Raw genomic sequence first — 21,236 nt, forward strand, 5'->3', positions numbered from 1 at the left:
CAAGACAGATGCTCTGCCAATTGAGCTACGCCGGCGCGGCTCGTCCCGCATCGTAGTCGACGCGGCGTGGGTGTGCGCGCCGGTATGGGGTTGGGTCGTTGCTGTCGCCTTGCGTTTGGTCGGGGCGGGGCCAGAAGTACGGGAGGTCGGCGGGGACGTCGGGGAAGAGCGGCCGGTAGAACTCGGGGTCCTTGCGGATCAGGGCGGAACGGTGGCTCAGGTGCAGTCTCGGGTCGCCCAGCCAGGGTGGCAGCGCCGCGGCGTTGGCCAGGCTCTCCTGGCTCCGGGGATGGTGGACGCCCGTGGCGTTCATCAGGTCGGACGTCAGTGAGGCGGCGCACGTGTCCCGGTGTCCGAGCGAGCACCATTGACGGCAGACCTCCAGGCCGTAGCGAACCAGCGCCTCCTCGTACCCCTTCCACATCCGCACGGCCGGGTGGTGCCGCCATCCGTACCCCGGCACCGTCAGTCCGCGCAGCACCTGCAGCGCCTCGACGCGCTGCTTCCCGAGCCTCCGCGGGTCGAGAACGCGAGCCGTCGCGGCGAAATCCGCGTACGGGAGAAAGGTCTGCACCGCCTCGGCTTTCTGCTCACTGCGGCCGGAGCCCTGGGCGCTACGGTTCCTTTCCTTTTGTGGCTCGCATACTCCAGCCGCAGGTGGCGATCGTGTGGGTCAGCGGAAGTCGTCCGCGTGGTCTGCGGCCCACTCGGCGAACGTGCGGGCGCGGCCCGTCACGGGCTCGGCGGTGGGGACGGGGCCGACGGACGTCGGGTCGAAGTCCGCGATGGTTTCGGGGGACGCTTCGGCGCCGGAGTAGTCCTCGAAGCCGAGGAGGAAGTCGGCGTTGGCGGCGGCGAAGCCGCCCTGGGCACGGTAGAGGTCGCGCGCGGTCTCCGCGGTCACCTCCTCCAGCGCGATGTCCTCGCCGATCGCGGCGGCGATGGCCGCCACCTGGTCGCGGTGGGAGATCAGTTCGGGGCCGTTGAGGGTGTGGGCGGCGTTCGCGTGGTCGTCGTCCAGCAGCGCGGCGGCGGCCACGTCGGCGACGTCCGCCTCGTGGACGGGGTACCAGGCCGCGTCCGGAAAGGGGTCGCGGACGGTGCGTTCCGCGCGGATCGACGGTCCCCAAAGCCACAGCTTGTTGAGCATGAACTCGCCGGGGCGCACATGGGTCCATTCGAGGCCGGATTCCTCGACGGCCCGTTCTACCGGGAGGTGGATTTCGGTGTCGAGCCCCGCCGGGACCGCCCCGGAGGACAGGACGACGATGCGTTCGACGCCCGCCTCCGCCGCCCGCGCGACGACGGCGCGCGCCGTCCCGGGCGTGGGGAAGAGGTACATCCGCCGGACGCCCCGCAGCGCTTCGACGAGTGAGTCCGGGCGTTCGAGGTCGCCGCCGACGACCTCGACGTCCGCGGGAAATCGAGCTGTTCCGGGCGTCCGGGTGAGCGCGCGGACCGGGTGTCCGGCGAGCCGTTCGACGACGAGCCGGCCGATGTTCCCGGTCGCCCCCGTGATGAGAAAAGTCATTGTCTCCTCCGATTCGGCTCCCCTTTGTAGGGCATTTTTTGCTTTGCATGCAAACGTGAACAATGTGTTCATGTTTTGCGCGAATATCGCCTTCTGGGGCGCGCGTCCGTAGGGTGGGCGGGTGACTGATCCCGATCACGTGCGGTTGGGCCGGATCGCCGGGAAGCTGGCGGCGGCACGTGCCGAACAGCCGGCCATCTTCGGCGCGGAAGACCATCGGTTCGAGCTCGGGCCGCCGTTGCCGGAGGCCGCGGTGGCCCGGTTCGAGGAGCGGCACGAGGTGGCGCTTCCCCCGGAGTACCGGCTGTTCATCACTGAGCTGGGCGCCGAGGGCGCCGGTCCGGGGTACCGGTTGTGCCGGCTGGACGTCGAGTGTTGTGCGGATCGGCCGTCCGGGCACCTGGCGCGGCCCAGCCCCTACCTGCCGGGGCCGCGCTACTTCGGCGACTGGGAGCAGCGTTACGAGGACCCGCCGGGCCCGGACCAGAACTTCCTGCGCGGCACCGTGCAGGTCTCGACTCATGGCTGTTCCCTCGTCACTCGCCTGGTCGTGACCGGACCGGCACGAGGACGGCTGATCAACCTCGACGACGAAGGGCCCGTCGGCCCTTACGTGGTCGAGGACGCCGACTTCCTCGCCTGGTACGAGCGGTGGCTGGACGAGGCCGCCGCCGGTGGCCGCGGCGGCTGGTTCGGCGAGGGGCTCCCGCTGGACGAGCCCGAACTCGTCGGGGTGCTCGCCGACGACCCGTCCCCGGCGCGGCGGGCCCGTGCCGGGGAGTCGTTGCTGGACCTGCCGGTGCTCGGCGACCGCGCCTGGGCCGCGCTGCTCGGCGCCGTGACCGCCGACCCGGACCCCACCGCGCGGGCGGATCTGTGGGACCGGCTTAGGCGGGAGAGACACCGGCGCCCGCACAGCCTGGCCGATGCCGAGGCGATCGCAGACGAGATCGCCCGGTATGCCCGGTCATGTACCCCACGAGGCCTCGACGCGCTCAGCACCCTCGGGAGGCTCACGTTCGCCGACGTCCTGGCGGAGCTGGCGTCGGACGACCTCGAACGCCGCCGGCTCGCGGCGTACCAGCTGACGTGGACCCTGGGTGTCGAGCGGAACGAGCCTCCGGACGATCTGCTCGCCGACGTGGTCGTCCGGCTCTTGGACGAGGCGGATCCGCTGCTTCGTTCGCACGGCGTCGCGGCTATCGGACGGTTCGGCCTTGTCGATCTCCATCCGCGACTGCGCGAGCTGGAGGAGACCGAGGCCGACCCGTGGGTTCGGTACCGCCTCGCATGGAGCCTCGGCGAGCACCCTGTCGGCGTCTGGGCGTATGCCCCGCCGCCGGACGTCGGTCACTCCCCTGCCGGGTACCGCGACGATCCTCCGTTCTGAGTCCGCGGTTGCAAAGAGAAAACTCATCGCGAGCACGCCGGGCAACCCTTCCGAGATCCTCTGGGGCCCGCGGATCGCGGAGCGCTAGGGGCGGTAGCCGGGGAAGCAGATCTCGCAGGCGCCTCGGCCCTGGAGCAGCGCGTCGCTCAGCGGCACCAGGTTCGCGTCATGGATCTCGAGGCCGAGGCGGGAGGCTTTGCGCTGCCCGTCCTGGAGGGCGTCGCAGTTCGTGCGGGCGTGGAAGACGCTGCCGCCCCGGGTGATGTAGACGCGTTCGGCGAGTCCCTCCGGGACCGGGGCGCAGAGCCCGCACTGGCCGATGATCATGTCGTGAATGCAGCGCTCGGTGGTCACGGCTCGGATTCTTCTGCGTGTCGCGGGCGGGGGCCAGAGGATTTTTCGCGGCTTATCACAAGGGGGTTGTCCGGTGGGTGGGCGGGTGGTGGGGTGGGGGCATGGAGACCAAGATCGCGATCGTGACCGGGGGGACATCGGGGATCGGGAAAGAGATCGCGCGCGGGCTGGTGCGGCGGGGGTTCCTGGTGGGGATCGTGTGCCGCAACGAGATGCGGGGGCGGGCGACGGTCGAGGAGCTGACGGGGGAGGTGCCCGGGGGGCGGGTGGAGACCTTCCTGGCCGATCTGTCGGTGCTGATGGACGTGCGGCGGGTGGCCGCGTCGCTGTGCGAGCGGTTCGAGCGGGTGGACGTCCTGGTGAACAACGCGGGGGTTCACCAGATGCGGGCGAAGGTCAGCGCGGACGGGTACGACCGGATGATCGCGACGAACCATCTGGGGCCGTTCCTGCTGACGAACCTGCTGCTGGGGCATCTGGAGAAGGCGGCGCCGTCGCGGGTGGTGATCGTGGCGAGCGAGGCGCACCGGTTCGCCGACCGGCTCGATGTGGAGCGGCTGGCGGAGCCGGGGGCGTATGGGAAGGCCGGGTCGCTGCGGGTGTACGGCCGGAGCAAGCTGCTGAACATCCTGTTCGCGCAGGAGCTGGCGCGGCGGATGGAGGGCAGCGGGGTGGTGGCGAACGCGATGTGCCCGGGGCCCGTCGCGACGCAGTTGGCGCGGGAGATGCGGGGGACGGAGCGGCTGGGCGCGCTGCTGTCGCACACGCCGGTGGTGCGGACGCCCGAGCGGGGCGCCCGGATGGCGTTGCGGCTCGCGGTGGACGACGAGTTCGCCGGGCGGAGCGGGGAGTTCCACGGGTCGGTGCCCGGTGCGCCGACGTCGGGCCCGTTGAAGGACGAGGCGCTGGCGCGGGACGTCTGGGAGCGTTCGGCGCATCTTGTGGGGCTTCGTTAGGCTCGCCGCGTGGAGCACCAGTCGAGGTTCAAGGATGTGTTCGCCGGCGCGGGCTACCTGCTGCGGGGGATCGGGTGGATCGTCAGGCATCCGCTGCAGTGGTTGTTCGGCCTCATTCCCGCGCTCATCGTGCTGCTGGTCTACGGGACGGCGCTGGGGTTCCTCGTCTACAACATCGGGGACGTCGCGGGCTGGGTGACATGGTTCGCGGACGACTGGTCGGAGACGGTGCGGAAGGCGGCGCGGGTCATCGCGGGGATCGCGGTGCTGGGCGCGTCGGCGTTCCTGGCGATCCTGACGTTCACGGCCGTGACGCTGATGGTGGGCGATCCGTTCTACGAGGCGATCGCGGTGCGGGTCGAGGACTCGCAGGGCGGTGCGCCGCCGGAGCCCGACGTGCCGCTGATGACGCAGATCGGGCGGGCGGTCAAGGACGCGCTGCTGCTGGGGGTCGTGGCCCTCGGGTTCGCCGTGGTGTTCTTCGCGTGCGGGTTCATTCCGGGCATCGGGCAGACGGTGGTGCCGGTGGTGGCGGCGTGCGTTTCCGGTTACTTCCTGGCGGGCGAGCTGTCGTCGGTGGCGCTGGAGCGGCGTGAGGTGCTGCGCAAGGAGCGGTTCGCCCGGATGAAGGCGAACCGTCCGCTGGTGATCGGGTTCGGGGTCGCGACGTTCGCGCTGTTCCTGGTGCCGCTGGGCGCGGTGCTGGCGATGCCGGGCGCGGTGGCGGGCGCGACGCTGATGGTGCGGGAGCGGCTCGGCGCGGACAAGTGGCCGGGGCCGCCGTCGGAGGAGTGGCGGGCGGCGCCGCAGGTACAGCCGGGGCAGTGGCAGCAGGGTCACGACTGATAGCAAGCTGTGTCCGGAGCGTGATTCCTCGTGGGCCGCGTTCGATGATCTTCGCGTAACGTGTGCCGCATGTCCGATCAGGGGGAGCGCGATGCGCGCTGGACCGGTTTGAACGAGAGTGACGCGCCGCACGACGTGTGGGGCAAGGTCGAGACGCCCGCCGAGACGCCCGCCGGGCAGGCCGCCGACGTCGCGGGCGAGGCGCCCGCCGAGGAGTCCGACGTCCGCGTGGCGCCCAGGCCGGACGAGCGGGACGAGCGGGACGCGCCGCAGTGGGAGGGCGAGCTCTTCGACGAGGACGGGTCGAAGGACGAGCCGCCGTCGAACTACGTGCCGGCGGTGCCGACCGGTTCGGACCGGCCGGTGAAGTCGGGGAAGCCGAGCAGCGGCAACTGGCAGATGCCGGACTGGATGGCCGACGAGGCCGCGGCGGACGAGAAGCTGGGCGCGTCCGGCGACCCGCTGGAGACGGGCGGCCGGTCCCGGCTGGTGCTGTTCGGCGGGGTCGGGCTGCTGGTGGCGGCGCTGATCGCGGCGGGCGGCGTGTACTTCCTGACGCGCGGCGGCGGTGACGAGCCGGACAAGGCGGGACGGACGGGCGCGGCCGAGCAGTCGGTCACGGCGCAGGCGTCGATGCCGCCGGACGCGAAGCTGGAGACGTTCGCGGGGACGCCGTCGCGGGTGCTGGGCCGGGTGAACGACGACATGGCGGGGCTGTCGTACCCGCGGCTGGGTCCGCCCTGGCAGGTGCCGACGAAGGAGAACAAGCTGGGCACGCCCGGCTGGTCGGGGCAGCAGATCGTGGTGACCGAGCGCGGCGGCGCCCAGATGTGGTACGGGCAGCTGCTGACGGGCACGCTGATCCCGAGCCTGCAGGGCTCCTACAGCGGCCCGGACAGCGTGAAGCAGGTCGCGGGGCTCGCGGCGGAGGGGTACCTCGCGCAGTACTACGGCTTCCAGGACGCGCAGAAGCCGCTGGCGTCGCAGGCGCTCGACGTGGACGGGCGGAAGGGCTGGCTGGTCGCGTCGTACCTGACGTACGAGCGGCAGGGCGTGCGGGCGACGGGCGAGATCGTCGCGACGGCGGTGATCGACACGGGGCGCAAGGCGCCCGCGGTGGTGTTCGCGTCGCTGCCGAACACGCACAAGAAGCTGTGGCCGGACCTGAACCGGTTCCTGGCGAGCCTCAAGGTCATCTGATCCCCCTGTCATAACCGAATGACGTTCTAATAGGCTGGCCGCACCCGACGAAAGGTGCGGCCATGGCCATCGGAGTGACGGAGGAGCACGCGGCGCTCGCGGCGTCGGTGCGGGGGCTCGTCCAGCGGCACGCGGGCGAGGGGCTCTGGCCCGCGCTGATGGAGCAGGGGCTCCCGGGCCTGCACCTTCCGGAGAGCGCGGGCGGGCAGGGGTTCGGCCTGCCGGAACAGGCCGTGGTGCTCGAGGAACTGGGCCGCGCGATGGGCCCGGCCCGGTACGCGCCCGCCGTGCTCGCGTCCGCGATCCTGCGGGACGGCTCGCGCACCGGGGCCGTCGGCCTGTCGGGGAGCCTGCGGACGGACGGGTCGCGGGTGTTCGGCACCGTCCGGCCGGTGGTCGGTGCGGCGGACGCGGAGGTGTTCGTCCTCCCGGCCGGTGATCGCTGGGCCGTCGTCGATCGGGCGTCGTGCGAGGTCGAGGAGCTGGAGTCGCTCGACGCGGGCCGTCCCGCCGGTGCGGTGACGGTCGACGCGGAAGCCCGCTTCGTGGACGGACCGGACGGCGTCGACGTGCGGGCCCTCGCGGTCGTGGTGTTCGGCGCGGAGGCGTGCGGCGTCGCGGGCCGGGCGCTCGACGAGGCGGTGGAGTACGCGAAGCTGCGGGAGCAGTTCGGCCGCCCGATCGGGCAGTTCCAGGGCGTGAAGCACAAGTGCGCGCGGATGCTCATCGCGTTGGAGCGGGCGCGGGCGGCGGTGTGGGACGCGGCGCGCGCGCTGGACGAGCCGGAGGAGCAGCGCGCGTACGCGGTGGCGGTGGCGGGGGTGCTCGCGGCGGACGCGGCGGTGCAGTGCGCCGAGGGCAACATCCAGGTTCACGGTGGCATCGGCTACACGTACGAGCACGACGCGCACCGTTTCTACAGGCGCGCCCTGACGCTGCGGGCGATCCTCGGAAGGGCGAGCGAGCATCGGGCAGAGGCGGCGGCGCGCGCGCTGAGCGGCGTACGGCGTCCGATGGACATCGACCTGCCGGAGGAGGCCACGGACCTCCGCTCCCGCATCCGCGCGGAGGTCGCCGAACTGGCCGCGATGGAGCCGCCGGAGCAGCGGGCCGCGATGGCCGACGGCGGCTGGGTGACGCCGCACCTGCCGAAGCCGTGGGGCCGGGACGCGGGGCCGGTCGAGCAGATCGTCGTCCGGCAGGAGCTGAAGGCGGCGGGGGTGCGTCCCGTGCCGCTGATGATCGCCGCGTGGGTCGTGCCGTCGCTCGTCCAGTACGGGAGCGAGGCGCAGAAGGAGCGGTTCCTGCCGCCGACGCTGCGCGGGGAGATCGTCTGGTGCCAGCTGTTCTCCGAGCCGGGCGCGGGCTCCGACCTGGCCGGGCTGCGGACGCGCGCCGAGCGGGTCGAGGGCGGCTGGTCGATCACCGGGCAGAAGATCTGGACGTCGCTGGCCCGCGAGTCGCAGTGGGCGATCTGCCTCGCCCGGACCGACGCGGGGCGGCCGAAGCACGACGGCATCACGTACTTCCTCGTCGACATGGCGTCGGCGGGCATCGACGTGCGCCCGCTGCGCGAGTGCACGGGCGACGCGGTGTTCAACGAGGTGTTCCTGGACGGCGTGTTCGTCCCGGACGACCTGGTCGTGGGCCCCGTGAACGAGGGGTGGCGCGTCGCCCGTAACACGCTCGCGAACGAGCGGGTCGGGCTGACGACGTCGTTCCAGCTCGGCGGCGACGTCCCGAAGCTGCTGCGGCTGGCGGGCGAGCTGGACGTCGCGGACGACCCGGTCGTCCGGGACGGCGTGGGCGATCTGGTCTGCGACGAGCACGCGCTCAACCTGCTGAGCCTCCGCGCGACCCTGAAGCAGATCTCGGGCACCGACCCGGGCGCGACGGCGAACGTCCGGAAGCTGGTGGCGATGGAGCACGGGCAGCGGGTGACCGAGTTCGGGTTCGGGCTGCTCGGCGAGCACGGCGCGCTGACCGGCGGGTGGAAGTCGGAGCTGCGCGCCCGGTGGACGCGGCACCTGCTGGCGTCGCGCGCGATGACGATCGGCGGCGGCACGACCGAGGTGAACCTCAACGTGATCGGCGAGCGGATCCTGGGGTTGCCCCGCGACCCCGAGCCGGTCGGGTAGTTTTCCGGCGATGACGGGACGGATCGGGTGAGGGACCGGACGCGGCACCTGGCGGCCGCGCTGACCGGGCTGCTGCTCGGCGCACTCGCGCTGGGGCCGGGGCTCGCACCCGGGTTCGTCCTGTCGTACGACATGGTGTTCGTCCCGGATCCGGCGTTCACGCCGATGACGTTCGGCCTGACCGGGACGGTGCCGCGGCACGTGCCGAGCGACGCGTTCGCCGCCGCGCTCGGGACCGTCCTGCCCGGCGATGTCGCGCAGAAGGCGATCCTGCTCGCGGTCTTCGTGCTGGCGTGCACGTCGGCGGCGTCGCTCGTCCCGTCCCGGCGGCTCGCGCCCCGGCTGGCGGCGGGCGTCGTGTACGCGTGGAACCCGTTCGTCGCGGAGCGGCTGCTGCTGGGGCAGTGGGCGCTGCTGCTGGGGTACGCGGCGCTGCCGTGGGCGCTGGCGGCGGCGGCCCGCGCGGGGGAGCGCGGCGGCGGGCGGCGGCTGGTGCGGGCGCTGCTCCCGGCGGCGGTCGGCGGGTTCGCGGCGCTGGCCGTGTCCGGGCTGGCGGCGCTGGTCGTCGCGCTGTTCGCGGGGCGGGACGCCGCGGGGAAGGCCGCGGGGAAGGTGGTCGCGGCGGCGGCGCTGCTGGGCCTGCCGTGGCTGGTGCCGGGCCTGCTGCGGCCGGGCGGCGTGCCGGGGGACGACTCGGCGGTGGGGCTGTTCGCGGCCCGCGCGGACACCCCGTTCGGGACGCTCGGCAGCCTGCTGCTGCTGGGGGGTGTGTGGAACGGCGAGACGGTGCCGCACGGGTACGGGGCGCCGCTGACGGCGACGCTATGGCTGGTCGCGGTAGTGGGAGCCCTGGCCGCGTACGCACTGTGGACGCGGGACGAACCGTGGCGGCGCGGCCTCGCGGCGGCGGGGGCGGCCGGGTTCGCGGTCGCGGCGCTGGGCGCGGTCGCCGAGCCGGTGCTCGCGGGGATGATCGGCCTGTGGCCGGGGTTCGCGGTCCTGCGGGACGGCCAGCAGTTCGTCGCGCCGCTCGCCGTCGTGATCGCGGTCGGGGCCGGGGTGGCCGCCGACCGGGCGGCCGAGGCGAAGCTGCCGCTCGTCCCCGTTGGGCTCGCGGTCGTTCCCGTGCTGCTGCTGCCGACGCTCGCTTGGGGCGCGGCAGGCGAACTCCGGGCCGTCCAGTATCCGGACGACTGGAAGCGCGCGCGGCAGATCATCGAAAGCGACCCTGCGAACGGTGACGTGCTGCTGCTGCCGTGGGCGCAGTACCGGAGCTACGCGTGGAACCACGGGCGCCGCGTCCTCGATCCCCTGCCCCGCTACCTGGACCGGCGGGTGATCGTGAACGACTCCGTCACCGTCGGCCGGACTACCGTCGCGCCGGAGGACCCGCGCTCCGTGCGGCTCGCCCCGGCGGCGGCGTCCGGGAGCCCGCCGGCGGCGGCGCTGCGCGACGCGGGCGTCCGGTACGTGGTGGTGGACGCGGAGATCGACCGGTTCCGGCCGACCGGGGCGGTGCGGGTGCTGCGCGGCCCCCACCTGGCGGTCTACCGGATCGAGGGGCAGGTGGCGCGGGTGGACGAGCGGGTTCCCGCGGCACCCGTGGTGGTGGCGTGGGCTATCGCGAGCGCAGGGGTTTTCTGGTCAATTGTGGGTCCAGGTACTAGCCTGAGCACCCCGCTACTCGGGAGTATCAAGTCCCGCTCACCCCGCCGTGACCCACCCCGTTCTCGCAATAACCGACGAAGGGCCCCCTGATGCGCATCGCCATCGCCATTGTGGTCGGAGCTCTGCTGGCCGCCGGAACCTCGCTGGGCGCCGTGCAGCTCGCCAGCGCCTCCCAGGAGGACCCGGTCATCAAGCCGCTGTACAACTACGGCGAGCGCTGACCCTCCCGCCGCCATGGGGACCTGGTGCGCGGGCCCCGTCCTGCTGGAGATCGTCGTCCCGGCCCGCAACGAGGCCGCACGGCTCCCGGCGGGCCTCGGCCTGCTCAGCGACGCGCTCGCCGGACTGCCGGTGCGCGCCGAGGTGATCGTCGTCGACAACGCCAGCACGGACGGCACGGCCGCGATCGTCCGCGCGTGGCGGGGCCCGGTGCCGGTGCGGCTGGTGCGGTGCGACCGGCCCGGCAAGGGCGCGGCCGTCCGCGAGGGGCTGCTCGCCACGCGCGCCCCCTGGGTCGGGTTCATGGACGCCGACATGGCCACCGACCTCGCGGCGCTGCCCGACGTCCTCGGGCTGCTGCGGGACGGACGTCCGGTCGTGGTGGGGTCGCGCCGCCATGACCGCTCGGTCGTGCAGGCGTACGCGCTGCCGGTCCGCCGGCTCGGCGCCGTCACGTTCAACCGGCTCGTCCGCGACCTGGTCGGCGGCGTCGCCGACACCCAGTGCGGGTTCAAGTTCTTCGCGGGCCCGCTGGCCCGCGCCGCCGCCGCGGACCTGCGCACCGCCGGCTTCTCCTTCGACGTCGAGTTGCTCGCGAACTGCGTGCGGCGCGGCGCGGCCGTCACCGCGATCCCCGTCGTGTGGCGGGACCGTCCCGGCTCGACGTTCTCGGTGCGGCGGCACTCGCTGCGCTGCCTCGTCGACCTCGCCCTGATCCGGGCGCGTGCGGGCGGCGGCCCCCTGCGGAACCGTGCGCCGCGGGGCGCGTACGTCCCGGCGCAGGCGCCCGCGCCGCCCGCCGAGACGGTGTCCCGTGCCGCGCCGGGCCTCGGGCGGGGATGAGCACCCGGCTCGCGGTCGTCAACTGGCGTGACCCCTGGCATCCGGCCGCGGGCGGCGCCGAACGGTACGCGTGGGAGGTCGCCAGGGGAATGGCCCTGCGCGGCGCACGCGTCACCTACATCACGGCACGCGCGCGCGGGCAGGCGCGCAGGGAACAGGTCGAGGACGTCACGTTCGTGCGGCTCGGCGGGCGGTTCACCGTCTACCCGCTGGTCCTGCTGTGGCTGCTCCTGCACCGCCGGTCGTTCGACGCGGTCATCGACTGCCAGAACGGCATTCCGTTCTTCTCACCGTGGGCTTTGCCGAGGCGCGTGCCGGTGTTCTGCGTCGTCCACCACGTGCACGACGACCAGTTCGGCCTGTACTTCCCGTCGTGGCTGGCGTGGGTCGGCCGTGTGCTGGAAGGCCCCGTGAGCCGCTGGACGTACCGGCGGCACGCGTTCGTGGTCGTGTCGCCGTCCACTTTGCGAGCCGTCCGGGAACGCCTCGGCTGGACCGGTCCCGCCCACATCGTCCACAACGGCTCCACCGCCGTGGACGCCGACGCGGCGGACGCCCCGGGCCCGCGCGGCGATCCGGACCTCGTGTGCGTGACGCGGCTCGTCCCGCACAAGCGGCTCGACCTGCTGCTCGACCTCGCCGGACGCCTCGCCGAGCGCCGTCCGGGCCTGCGGCTGCACGTCGTCGGGGACGGTCCGGAGGCGCCCGGGCTCGCCGCGGGGATCGCCGCGCGCGAGCTCACCGGCGTCGTCGTCCCGCACGGGTACGTCGCCGAGGAGGTCAAGGCGGCGCTCGTCGCCCGCGCCGACCTGCACCTGTCGACGTCGCGGGGCGAGGGCTGGGGGCTCAGCGTGATCGAGGCCGCCGCGCTCGGCGTCCCGACCGTCGCCGCCGACGTCGACGGGCTGCGCGACGCCGTCCGCGACGGCGTCACGGGCTGGCTCGTCCCGCCCGGCGGCGACTTCGCCGACGTCGTCGAGCGCGCCCTCAAGGAGCTGGACGACCCGGACCGCCGGGCGGCCGTCGCCGCCGCCTGCCGCTCCCGGGCCGCCGGGTTCGACTGGGACCGGACGACCACGCGGATCGCGGCGCTCGTCGAGGGCGCGCTCGCCGCGGGCATGCTCGCCGACGGCGCGCTCGTGGCGGGCGTGACCCACCGGTACGGTGACGAGCACTCGCGCGTCACGAGGGAAGGGGAGCGCCGGGACCATGGCCGTCGGAGAGGCTGACCCGCCCCGCGCGGGCGTCCGGTCCCAGCACCGGTCGCAGGGCCGGTCGCGCGACCGGTCGCAGGGCCGGCCGGCGGGCCGCGACCGGTGGGCCGACCCGGACGCGGCGGCGGCGCGGCTGCGCGACCGGCTGCGGGCCCTCGCGTGCTGCTGCGCCCTGGTGGCACTCGCGTTCTGCACCCGGCCGGGCGAGATCCTCGCCGACACCAAGATCGACATGGCGGTGAACCCGCGCGGGTTCCTCGGCGGCGCCCTGCACCTGTGGAGCCCCGAGCAGTTCGGCCAGCTCCAGAACCAGGCCGTCGGCTACCTGTTCCCGATGGGCCCGTTCTACGCGCTCGGCGACCTCGCCGGCATGCCCGCCTGGATCACCCAGCGGCTCTGGCTGTCGCTGCTGATGTGCCTAGCGTTCACCGGGACGCTCCGGCTCGCCGGGCGGCTCGGCGTCGGCGGCCCCCGGTCCCGCCCGTTCGCCGCGATGGCGTACGCGCTCGCCCCGAACGCGCTGTCCACGCTGGGGCTGATCTCGTCGGAGTACATGCCGGTCGCGATGCTGCCCTGGATCGTGCTGCCGCTGGTGAGCGCGATCGCCGGGGACACCGGACGGCTGCGCGCGGCGGCCCGGTCCGGCCTCGCGATCGCGTGCTGCGGCGGCATCAACGCGACCGCGACCCTCGCGGTCCTGGTCGTCCCGGCGGTCTACCTGCTGACCCGGCCCCGGGGCACGTTCCGGCTCCGGCTGGCGGCCTGGTGGTCGGCGGCGGTCGCGGCGGCGATCGCGTGGTGGCTGATCCCGCTGGCGCTGACCGGCACGTACGGGTTCTCGTGGCTGACCTACACCGAGAAGGCGGACACGACGACCGGCCCGACCGGGCTCGTCAACGTGCTGCGCGGCGCGGAGCGCTGGGTGAACTACCTGGTCGCGGACGGGCAGGTCTGGTCGCCGGTCGGGTACGGGCTGTCGCTGACGCCGCTCGCGATGCTGTGCACGGGCGCCGTCGCGGCGCTCGGCCTCGCCGGGCTCGCCGCGCGCCGCCTGCCGGAGCGGACGTTCCTGCTGCTGACGCTGCTCACCGGGCTCGCGATCCTCACCGCCGGGCACATGAGCGACCTGCCGGGCCTGTTCGCCGGGGACGTCCGCGCGCTGCTCGACGGCGCCCTCGCCCCCTTCCGGAATCTGCACAAGTTCGACGCGGTGATCCGGCTGCCGCTCGCCCTCGGCCTCGCGCACGTGCTCGTCGCGGCGGCGCGGTGGCTGAAGGAACGCCGTCCGGACGGCGACCCGGCGCTCGTCTACCCCGAACCGGACGGGCTGCGCGCCCGGTTCCGCGCCGTCGCCGTCCTGCCCGTGGTCGCGGCGGTCGCGCTCGGCGGCATCGGCCTCACCGGCGTCGTCCGCGGCCTCAGCGGCTCGGGCAGCTTCGAGCGGGTGCCCGGGTACTGGGAGGACGCGGCGTCCTGGCTGAACGAGCGCGCCGGACGGCAGGCCGTCCTCGCCGTCCCCGGCTCGTCGTTCGGCGAGTACCTGTGGGGACGCCCGATGGACGACATCGTGCAGCCGCTGCTGAACGCCCGCTGGGGCGTCCGGCAGCTCGTCCCGGCCGGATCGCCCGGCTACACGCGCGCGCTGGACGCGATCGAACTGCAGGCGAGGTCGGGGCTGCCGTCGCCGGGGCTGAGCGAGTTCCTCGGCCGGATGGGCGTCCGGTACGTCCTGGTCCGCAACGATCTGCGGCGCGAGAGCCTCGAAGGGGGGCGGCCCGCGCGGGTCCACGAGGCGCTGGACGGGTCGCCGGGCCTGCGCCGGGTCGCGACGTTCGGCCCGCCGACCGGCCACGTCCCGGTGGACGACGCGGTCGTGGCCGTCGACCAGCCGTACCCCGCGCTGGAGGTGTACGAGGTCGAGGGCGCCGAGCCCGTCGCGACCCTCGCGCCCGCCGCCGATCCCGTCCGCGTGCTCGGCGGGCCGGAGTCGCTGCTGACGATGGCGGACGGCGGCGCGCTGCCGGACCGTCCCGTGCTGCTGAACGACGACGCGTCCGACCTCGGCGGCGTCCCCGTCGCCACGGACTCGCCGCGGCTCGTCCGGCGCAACTTCGGCGAGCTGCACCAGACGTCGCGGACGCTGGGCGCCGGGCAGCGCCGCGAGGCCGCCGACGTCCTGGACGACGGCTGGAAGCGGTACGCGACGCACATCGCGTACGGCGGCGGCGTCCGGGACGTGACGGCGTCGAGTTCGGCGTCCGACGAGGGCACGGCGCCCGAGGGGCACCTGCCCGCCGCCGTCCCGTACGCGGCGCTCGACGGCGACCCGTTCTCCGCCTGGCGCACCGGCGGGTTCGACGGCCCCGTCGGGCAGTGGCTCCGCGTCGACTTCGACCGGCCCCGCGACGTCGGCGACCTGGAGGCCGCGTTCCTGCGGGACGACTCCCTCGGCCCGGCCGTCGCGCGCGTCGCCGTCGAGACCGAGCACGGCACCGCGGCGCAGGACGTCCGCCGCACCGCCGACCCGCAGCCGCTGCGCGCGCCCGAGGGGAAGACCCGCTGGGTGCGGATCCGCATCACCGGGCTGGTCGCCGAGCCCGCCGTCCCGGCGTTCGCGCGGGCGGGCATCGGCGAGCTGACCGTCGGCGGCGTGAAGCCGACCCGCACCTACGTGATGCCCGCGCCGGGCGAGACGGGCGAACCCGCGACGTACGTGATGAGCCGGGTGCCCGGGGGCAAGGCGACCTGCATGCGGGGGAGCGCGCGGTGGGTCTGCTCCGCCGACCTCGGTGCGCGCGGCGAGGAGGGCGACGGCTTCGACCGGACGTTCGCGTCCGCGACCGCCCGCGACGTGAAGATCGCCGGGACGGCCGTCCTCACCGACCCCGAGCTGGTCGCCGAGTACACCGAGGCGAAGGGGCGGCCGGTCGTCAAGGCGTCCTCCACCCTCACCGGCCACCCCGTGAACGGCGCCCGCTCCGGCTTCGACGGCGACCCGGCCACCGCCTGGATCGCGGAGGCGGGCGACCGCGCGCCCGCGTTCGCGGTGGCGTGGGGCGAACCCCGCACGGTCGGGACGCTCGAACTGCGCCGCCCGCCCGGCGCGTCCGGGCCCGTCCGGGTGCGGATCGAGGGCGACGACGGCGCGACCCGCGAGGGCCTGTCGGACGACGCGGGCCGCATCGCGTTCGCCCCCATGACCACCGAGCGGATCAAGGTCACCTTCCTGGACGACCGGCGGCTGCAGCCCGTCCAGCTCACCGACCTCGTGATCCCCGGCGTCGCGCCGCTGCCGGACGTGCGCGGCCTGCCCCTCGAACTGCCGTGCGGCCTCGGACCCCGGCTGGAGCTGGGCGGGACGACCCTGCGCACGAAGGTCGCGGGCACGTTCGGCGACCTGCTCGCGGGCCGTCCCGTCCGGTTCGCCGCGTGCGGGCCCGCGCCGCTGGAGCAGGGCGCGAACCGGCTGACCGCCGTGCCGCTCGACCCCTACCGCCTCGAGACGGTCGTCGCGGGCGACGCCGACCTCGTGCCGGGAGCCGCGAAGCCGTCCGGTTCTGCGGAACCGGCGCCGGTGGAGGTCGTGCGGTGGGAGTCCGGCTCCCGGGAGGTCCGCGTGGACGCGGCCGCGGCGTCGTTCCTCACCGTGAACGAGAACTTCAACACCGGCTGGCGGGCCACCGTGGGCGGCACCGAGCTGCGGCCCGTCCGGCTCGACGGCTGGAAGCAGGGGTGGCTCGTCCCCGCCGGGACCCGCGGGACCGTCGAGCTGGCCTACCTGCCGGACCGCGCGCACCTCGTCTCCGTCGCGGGCGGCCTCGGCCTGCTCGTCCTGCTGCTGGCCGTCGCCGTCCGCCCGCCGGGGAGGCGCCGCCCGCCGCGCGGCCCGGCCCCGGCGACCGTCCTCGCGCCCGCGCGGGGCTGGCCGGTCTGGGCGGCGCTCCCGTTCGCCGCCGCGCTCGGCGCGTGGATCGGCGGGGTGCCGGGCGCCGCCGTCGCCCTCGGCGTCGCCGCCGTCTGCGGCTGGGCGCGCACCCGCCGCTCCGCCGCGCTCCGCGCGATCGCGTCGCCGTGGCCGGTCGCGGCCGCGATGGTCGCCGGGACGGCCTGCCTCGCCGTCGGCGCCCGCTGGGACCTGCTCGGCAACCCCGCGAACCCGTCCGGCGCGCTCGGCGACGTCGCGCCGCAGGTCCTCGGGCTGGTGATCGTCGGCCGGCTCGCGGTCGGGCTGTGGCGGCCCCGCCCGTCCGGCGGCGCCGGCGGCGGGCCGATCGCGGTCAGCTGGGACGCCCCAGGAGGCGCCGCTGAACCCCCTGAACCGGACGTTCCACCAGGTAGTAGCTCAGCGCCGCCGCTGCAATGGACGCCAGGGCGAGGAGCGGGAGATCCGTCAGGACGTTCCCGCGGAAGGTCCGGTCGAGCGCCTCGTACCAGGCGACGATGATGATCATCTGCCAGAGGAACAGCCCGTAGGACACCCGGCCGAGCCACCGCATCACCGGGTTGCCCAGCGCGGCCTCCATCGCCGGATGCTCCGGCGGCGCCAGCGCCACCGGCGCCGTGAACGCCAGCGCGCACGCCCCGAACAGCACCATGTGCAGGACGGACGTCCACAGGCCGCCGGGCTCGGACAGGCTCAGCGGGCCCGTCGCCGGGGTGGCCGCGACCACGAACAGCATCGCCGCCGCGATCCAGCACGCCTTCCACGAGTCCGCGACGGCGGTGCACAGCGCGGCGACGGGGCGGCGCCCGTCCTGCCGGGCCCACACCGTCACCACGGCCAGCGCCATGCCGAGCGCGAACCAGATGAAGTACCGGGGGAGCCACACCCCCATCTGCGAGTTCCGCTCCGGGAAGTACGCGAGGGCCGTGAACGGGAGCGACAGCGCCCCGTAGACGCCGATGGCGAACAGCAGCCGTTTCGCGATGCCGCCGGCGTCCCCTGTGCGCGCGCGCCTGACGACCCAGTGCAGGACCGCGGCCGTGATGGGCAGCGTCACGTAGAACGCGACCTCCACCGAGAGGCTCCACAACTGCCCCAGATGCGCCGGGCCCAGATCGGACGACCACCACGGGTCGGGCACGTAGATCTGCGTGAACGTCAGCAGCGACACCCACGTGAGCGGGTCACCGATGTGGTCGCGCCCTGCCGTGACCATGTAGACCACGATCAGCACCCAATACGCGGGCAGGATCCGCAGCGCGCGCTTGGCGAAGTACGTGCCCGCACGGGGCGCGGGTCGTCCGTCCAGCGCCGCCACCGCCCACGGCCGGTACAGCAGCAGCCCGGACAGCGTGAAGAAGATCGCCACACCGGCCTGGCCGCCGTTGAACAGCCAGCCCGCGCCCTCGCCCCGCGTCATCGTGCCCGCCGAACTGGCGACGTGGACGGCCAGGACCGCGAGCGCCGCGACCGCGCGGACGCCGTCCAGCGGCTCCTGGCGTCCGCTGATCGGCGGCGGCACCGCCGTCCGCGCGACCCGCTCGGCGGTCGTCAACCGGGCCTCTTCCGCAGCACCAGCACGAGGTTCCACGTGGCGACCTCGCGCAGCCCCGGCACGCGGACGACCGCCCGCGCCCAGCCCGGGTGGTAGCGCGGCAGGACGTCCAGGACGTCCGCGTCGTCGCGCCCGCGCGCCCACGCCAGCGCGCCCGCCACCGACACCGCATGCAGGCTGCTGCCGAACCGGTTCTTCGGCGGGCGGCCGTGGCGCCGCTCGTACCGGCGCGCCGCCCGGTGCCCGCCGAGGTAGTGCCATGGGGACGTCTCGTGCCCGCCCCACGGCGACAGCCAGTTCGTGAACGACAGGTACACCGTCCCGCCCGGCCGGGTCACCCGCACCATCTCCCCGGCCATTTGCCACGGGTCCGGGACGTGCTCCAGGACGTTCGACGAGAAGCACACGTCGGCCGAACCCGTCCGGAACGGCAGGGCGAGCCCGCTCGCGACGAGCGTGTTCGGCCCCGGGGCGCCGTGCGCGGACAGCTCGCGGACGTCCGGGTCGACGCCCGTGCACCGCGCGCCCGCCTGTTCGAGCGCGCGCGCGAAGAACCCCGAGCCCGTCCCGACGTCGACGACCGTCGCCCCGTCCAGGTCGGTGTACGAGCGGAGCTGGGCGACGGTGTCACGTGCCAACAGGTCGTAGAACCGTTCGGGGTCCCCGGCCTCCCGCCGGAACGCGCCGAACAGCCGGACGGACCGGGCCAGCGTCGCCCTGTGCCCGGGCGCGTCCGCCGCGCGTCCGTGCGACTGCAGGCGCACCGAGACCATCGCCACCTCGCGTCCGTCCGGTCGGGGAATTCGGCGCCGGGAAAATACCGCGACGAAAAGTACAGCGGGAGCTTACCGACCGGTACGAACGTGCGGGAGTCCTGTTAGCCTGACCCGACACACGCCGGAGACGGCCCCCCGGCCGCGACTGGACGGCACTCCCGGAGGTGTTCATGCGGCGACGGGTCGGACTGCTCCTGATCGGCCTCGGAGCGTTCTTCCTCACCCTCGCGCCCCTCGTCCGGTTCTACGTGGCGGAGCAGGTCGTGCGCGCGCCGCTGAACCGGTACCAGGTGACGCACCTGGAGTCGCCGAACAGCACCTACTTCGACCAGGCCGCGCTCAAGACGCGGACGAACGTCACGCTCCTCGCCACGAACACCGTCCGCGGCGACGTCCGGGCGAACAACGGCAACGACGACATCGCCGTCTGGGACTCGACCACCAACATCTACGACAAGGCGAACCCGAAGAACCCCGTCCAGATCCAGGGGTTCCGCATCGCGTTCCACCGGGAGACCGGACGGCTGGTGAACTGCTGCGGCGTCAACGTGGACGGCGACGGCAACGTGCGCATGCAGGGGTACGGGCTGCTGTTCCCCATCGCGAACGTCCAGAAGATCGACTACGACGTCTACGACCCGACGACCAAGCAGGTCGCGCCGATGAAGTTCGGCGCGGTCGAGCAGGTCCACGGCCTCACCGCGTACCGGTTCACCCAGCACATCCCGCTGACCAAGACCGGGCCGGTCGAGGCCAAGCTGCCCGGGACGATGCTCGGCCTGCAGGAGGCCGAGCCGCAGCGGGTCGACCGCTACACCGAGGCGTACAACACGGTCTGGGTGGACCCGCGCACCGGCGTCCCGGTGAAGCACCGCAAGAACATCCGCAGCACCGTCCGGACCCCGGACGGGCGCGGCGAGATGATCGTCGCGCAGGCCGACCTCGTCACCACCGACGCCGACCAGCGCAAGGCCGTCGACCTCGCGGACGGCACCGCGCTGCAGATCGACATGGTGCGGATCTTCATCCCGGGCGCGGCCGTCCTCCTCGGGCTCCTCGGGCTGCTCATCGGCGGCATCATGGGCCTCGGCCGCGACGACGCGCCGCCGCCCCCGCCGCAGGCGCCCCGCCGCTCCGACGGCAAGTTCGGCGACGTGTCCCCGCCCCGCGCGCCGAAGCAGCCGGACAAGAAGACGGCGCGCAAGAAGGCGCCGTCCCGCGCCGCCCGCCGCCCCGTGCCCAAGCGGAAACCCGCGCCCCGCGCCTGACGTCCCCGCCCGCCGCCCGGCCCGTCCGGGCGGCTTCCGGCATGCCCGCACGCAGCGCCCCTGATACATGTTCTAGGTGAGACCATCCGTACCCGGGCGACAGCGAATTCCCTAACTAGAACCTGTTGCAGTTTCGTCGGATCGCGCCTAGGGTCGGGGCTGTGCGGACACGAGCTACCGAACTATTCGGCATCGAGTACCCGATCTTCGCGTTCAGTCACTGCCGCGACGTCGTCGCGGCGGTGAGCCGCGCCGGCGGCATGGGCGTCCTCGGCGCCCTGTACTTCAGCCCCGAGGAGCTCGAACTCGAGCTCAAGTGGATCGACGAGCACGTCGGCGGCAAGCCCTACGGCGTCGACGTCGTCATGCCCGCCAAGTACGAGGGCGCGGACCTCGGCGACGCCGAGGAGATGCTCGGCAAGCTGCAGGGGATGATCCCCGCCGAGCACCGCAAGTTCCTCGACGACCTCCTCGCCGAGCACGGCGTCGAGCCGTCCACCGAGACGGCCCACCGCGCGCTGCTCGGCTGGACCGACCAGACCGCGCGGCCCCAGGTCGAGGTGGCGCTGCGGCACCCGATCGCCCTGCTCGCCAGCGCCCTCGGCCCGCCGCCCGCGGACGTCGTCGCCGAGGCCCACGAGAAGGGCGTCAAGGTCGCGGGCCTGGCCTCCAACGCCCGGCACGCCCGCAAGCAGACCGACGTCGGCGTCGACATCATCGTCGCGCAGGGCACCGAGGCCGGCGGCCACACCGGCGACGTCTCCACGATGGTCCTCATCCCCGAGGTCGTGGACGCCGTCGGCGACGAGACGATCGTCCTCGCCGCGGGCGGCATCGGCCGCGGCCGGCAGATGGCCGCGGGCATGGCCCTCGGCGCCGACGGCGTGTGGACGGGCTCGATCTGGCTCACCGTCGAGGAGGCCGACACCCCCGAGCGCGCGATGCCGAAGCTGCTCGCGGCGACGTCCCGCGACACCGTCCGGTCCCGCGCGTGGACGGGCAAGCCGGCCCGCTTCCTCAAGACCGCGTGGACCGACGCGTGGGAGAGCGAGAACTCGCCCGGTACCCTCCCGATGCCGATGCAGTTCATGCTCATCGCCGACGCGCTGCCCCGCATCGCCCGCTCCGGCGACGGCGAGCTGGTCACGTTCCCGGTCGGCCAGATCGTCGGCTCGATGAACCAGGTGAAGTCCACGAGCCAGGTCGTCTACGACCTCGTCGAGGAGTACGTCGAGGCGATGCCCGGTGGGCCGGATGACCTGCTCGACGACGTCGCCCTGCACGCGTCCCATCTCGTACGGGCCGGGCGTCGCCGACAGGTACACCGTCTGCCCG

At 74.0% G+C, this 21,236-nt stretch carries 16 protein-coding genes and 1 pseudogene; 12 read left to right on the forward strand and 5 right to left on the reverse strand.

Going from position 1 to position 21,236, the window contains the following annotated elements:
- Positions 1-25: 25 nt before the first annotated feature.
- The gene (locus AB0L25_RS40105; RefSeq protein ID WP_500178794.1) at positions 26-574 is read right to left on the reverse strand and encodes an MSMEG_6728 family protein; all 549 of its coding nucleotides are present in this window, start codon (positions 572-574) and stop codon (positions 26-28) included.
- A gap of 99 nt (positions 575-673) precedes the next feature.
- Positions 674-1,531: an SDR family oxidoreductase gene (locus tag AB0L25_RS40110; RefSeq protein WP_500178796.1), complete on the reverse strand. Its 858-nt coding sequence runs from the start codon at positions 1,529-1,531 to the stop codon at positions 674-676.
- Positions 1,532-1,652: 121 nt separating this feature from the next.
- Here AB0L25_RS40110 and AB0L25_RS40115 point away from each other — a divergent pair, with 121 nt between their 5' ends.
- Positions 1,653-2,921 (forward strand): HEAT repeat domain-containing protein, encoded by a 1,269-nt coding sequence (locus tag AB0L25_RS40115; protein ID WP_500178798.1) that lies wholly within the window; start codon positions 1,653-1,655, stop codon positions 2,919-2,921.
- Between the two features lie 84 nt (positions 2,922-3,005).
- Here AB0L25_RS40115 and AB0L25_RS40120 read toward each other — a convergent pair whose 3' ends face one another.
- Positions 3,006-3,275 carry a hypothetical protein gene (locus tag AB0L25_RS40120; RefSeq protein WP_500178799.1) on the reverse strand — a complete coding sequence of 90 codons (270 nt, stop codon included), beginning with the start codon at positions 3,273-3,275 and terminating at the stop codon, positions 3,006-3,008.
- 101 nt (positions 3,276-3,376) lie between these two features.
- Between AB0L25_RS40120 and AB0L25_RS40125 the strand changes: the two genes are divergently transcribed.
- The 9 genes and pseudogenes from AB0L25_RS40125 to AB0L25_RS40165 all read left to right on the forward strand — a co-directional run.
- On the forward strand, positions 3,377-4,231 hold the full coding sequence (locus AB0L25_RS40125; protein WP_500178801.1) for an SDR family NAD(P)-dependent oxidoreductase: 855 nt from the start codon (positions 3,377-3,379) through the stop codon (positions 4,229-4,231).
- 9 nt (positions 4,232-4,240) lie between these two features.
- Positions 4,241-5,077, forward strand: a complete 837-nt coding sequence (locus AB0L25_RS40130; protein ID WP_500178803.1) for an EI24 domain-containing protein — start codon at positions 4,241-4,243, stop codon at positions 5,075-5,077.
- 69 nt (positions 5,078-5,146) lie between these two features.
- Positions 5,147-6,277: a flagellar basal body-associated FliL family protein gene (locus AB0L25_RS40135; protein WP_500178805.1), complete on the forward strand. Its 1,131-nt coding sequence runs from the start codon at positions 5,147-5,149 to the stop codon at positions 6,275-6,277.
- A 62-nt stretch (positions 6,278-6,339) separates the two neighbouring features.
- The gene (locus AB0L25_RS40140) at positions 6,340-8,415 is read left to right on the forward strand and encodes an acyl-CoA dehydrogenase family protein (protein WP_500178807.1); all 2,076 of its coding nucleotides are present in this window, start codon (positions 6,340-6,342) and stop codon (positions 8,413-8,415) included.
- Positions 8,416-8,442: 27 nt separating this feature from the next.
- Positions 8,443-10,173, forward strand: a complete 1,731-nt coding sequence (locus AB0L25_RS40145; RefSeq protein ID WP_500178809.1) for an MmpA family trehalose lipid delivery protein — start codon at positions 8,443-8,445, stop codon at positions 10,171-10,173.
- On the forward strand, positions 10,173-10,304 hold the full coding sequence (locus AB0L25_RS40150; RefSeq protein WP_267898580.1) for a hypothetical protein: 132 nt from the start codon (positions 10,173-10,175) through the stop codon (positions 10,302-10,304). Before AB0L25_RS40145 ends, AB0L25_RS40150 begins: the two co-directional genes overlap by 1 nt.
- A 13-nt stretch (positions 10,305-10,317) precedes the next feature.
- On the forward strand, positions 10,318-11,145 hold the full coding sequence (locus AB0L25_RS40155) for a glycosyltransferase (protein WP_500178811.1): 828 nt from the start codon (positions 10,318-10,320) through the stop codon (positions 11,143-11,145).
- Positions 11,142-12,374 carry a glycosyltransferase family 4 protein gene (locus AB0L25_RS40160; RefSeq protein WP_500178813.1) on the forward strand — a complete coding sequence of 411 codons (1,233 nt, stop codon included), beginning with the start codon at positions 11,142-11,144 and terminating at the stop codon, positions 12,372-12,374. Before AB0L25_RS40155 ends, AB0L25_RS40160 begins: the two co-directional genes overlap by 4 nt.
- Positions 12,355-15,591 (forward strand): annotated as a pseudogene (locus AB0L25_RS40165) (alpha-(1->3)-arabinofuranosyltransferase domain-containing protein); the annotation flags it as partial. The gene AB0L25_RS40160 and the pseudogene AB0L25_RS40165, both read left to right, overlap by 20 nt.
- Positions 15,592-16,636: 1,045 nt before the next feature.
- Here AB0L25_RS40165 and AB0L25_RS40170 read toward each other — a convergent pair.
- A complete protein-coding gene (locus AB0L25_RS40170; RefSeq protein WP_500178815.1) occupies positions 16,637-17,857 on the reverse strand; it encodes an acyltransferase family protein in 1,221 nt (406 codons plus the stop codon).
- The gene (locus AB0L25_RS40175; protein ID WP_500178817.1) at positions 17,854-18,630 is read right to left on the reverse strand and encodes a class I SAM-dependent methyltransferase; all 777 of its coding nucleotides are present in this window, start codon (positions 18,628-18,630) and stop codon (positions 17,854-17,856) included. The genes AB0L25_RS40170 and AB0L25_RS40175 overlap by 4 nt, the downstream gene beginning before the upstream one ends.
- A 173-nt stretch (positions 18,631-18,803) precedes the next feature.
- Here AB0L25_RS40175 and pgfA point away from each other — a divergent pair, with 173 nt between their 5' ends.
- On the forward strand, positions 18,804-19,901 hold the full coding sequence (pgfA, locus tag AB0L25_RS40180; RefSeq protein WP_500178819.1) for a cell envelope lipid trafficking protein PgfA: 1,098 nt from the start codon (positions 18,804-18,806) through the stop codon (positions 19,899-19,901).
- A 161-nt stretch (positions 19,902-20,062) separates the two neighbouring features.
- Positions 20,063-21,236: NAD(P)H-dependent flavin oxidoreductase (locus AB0L25_RS40185; protein ID WP_500178821.1), on the forward strand; the 1,174-nt coding region annotated here is incomplete at its 3' end.

This window comes from Spirillospora sp. NPDC052242, assembly GCF_040679555.1.
Lineage (GTDB): Bacteria > Actinomycetota > Actinomycetes > Streptosporangiales > Streptosporangiaceae > Spirillospora.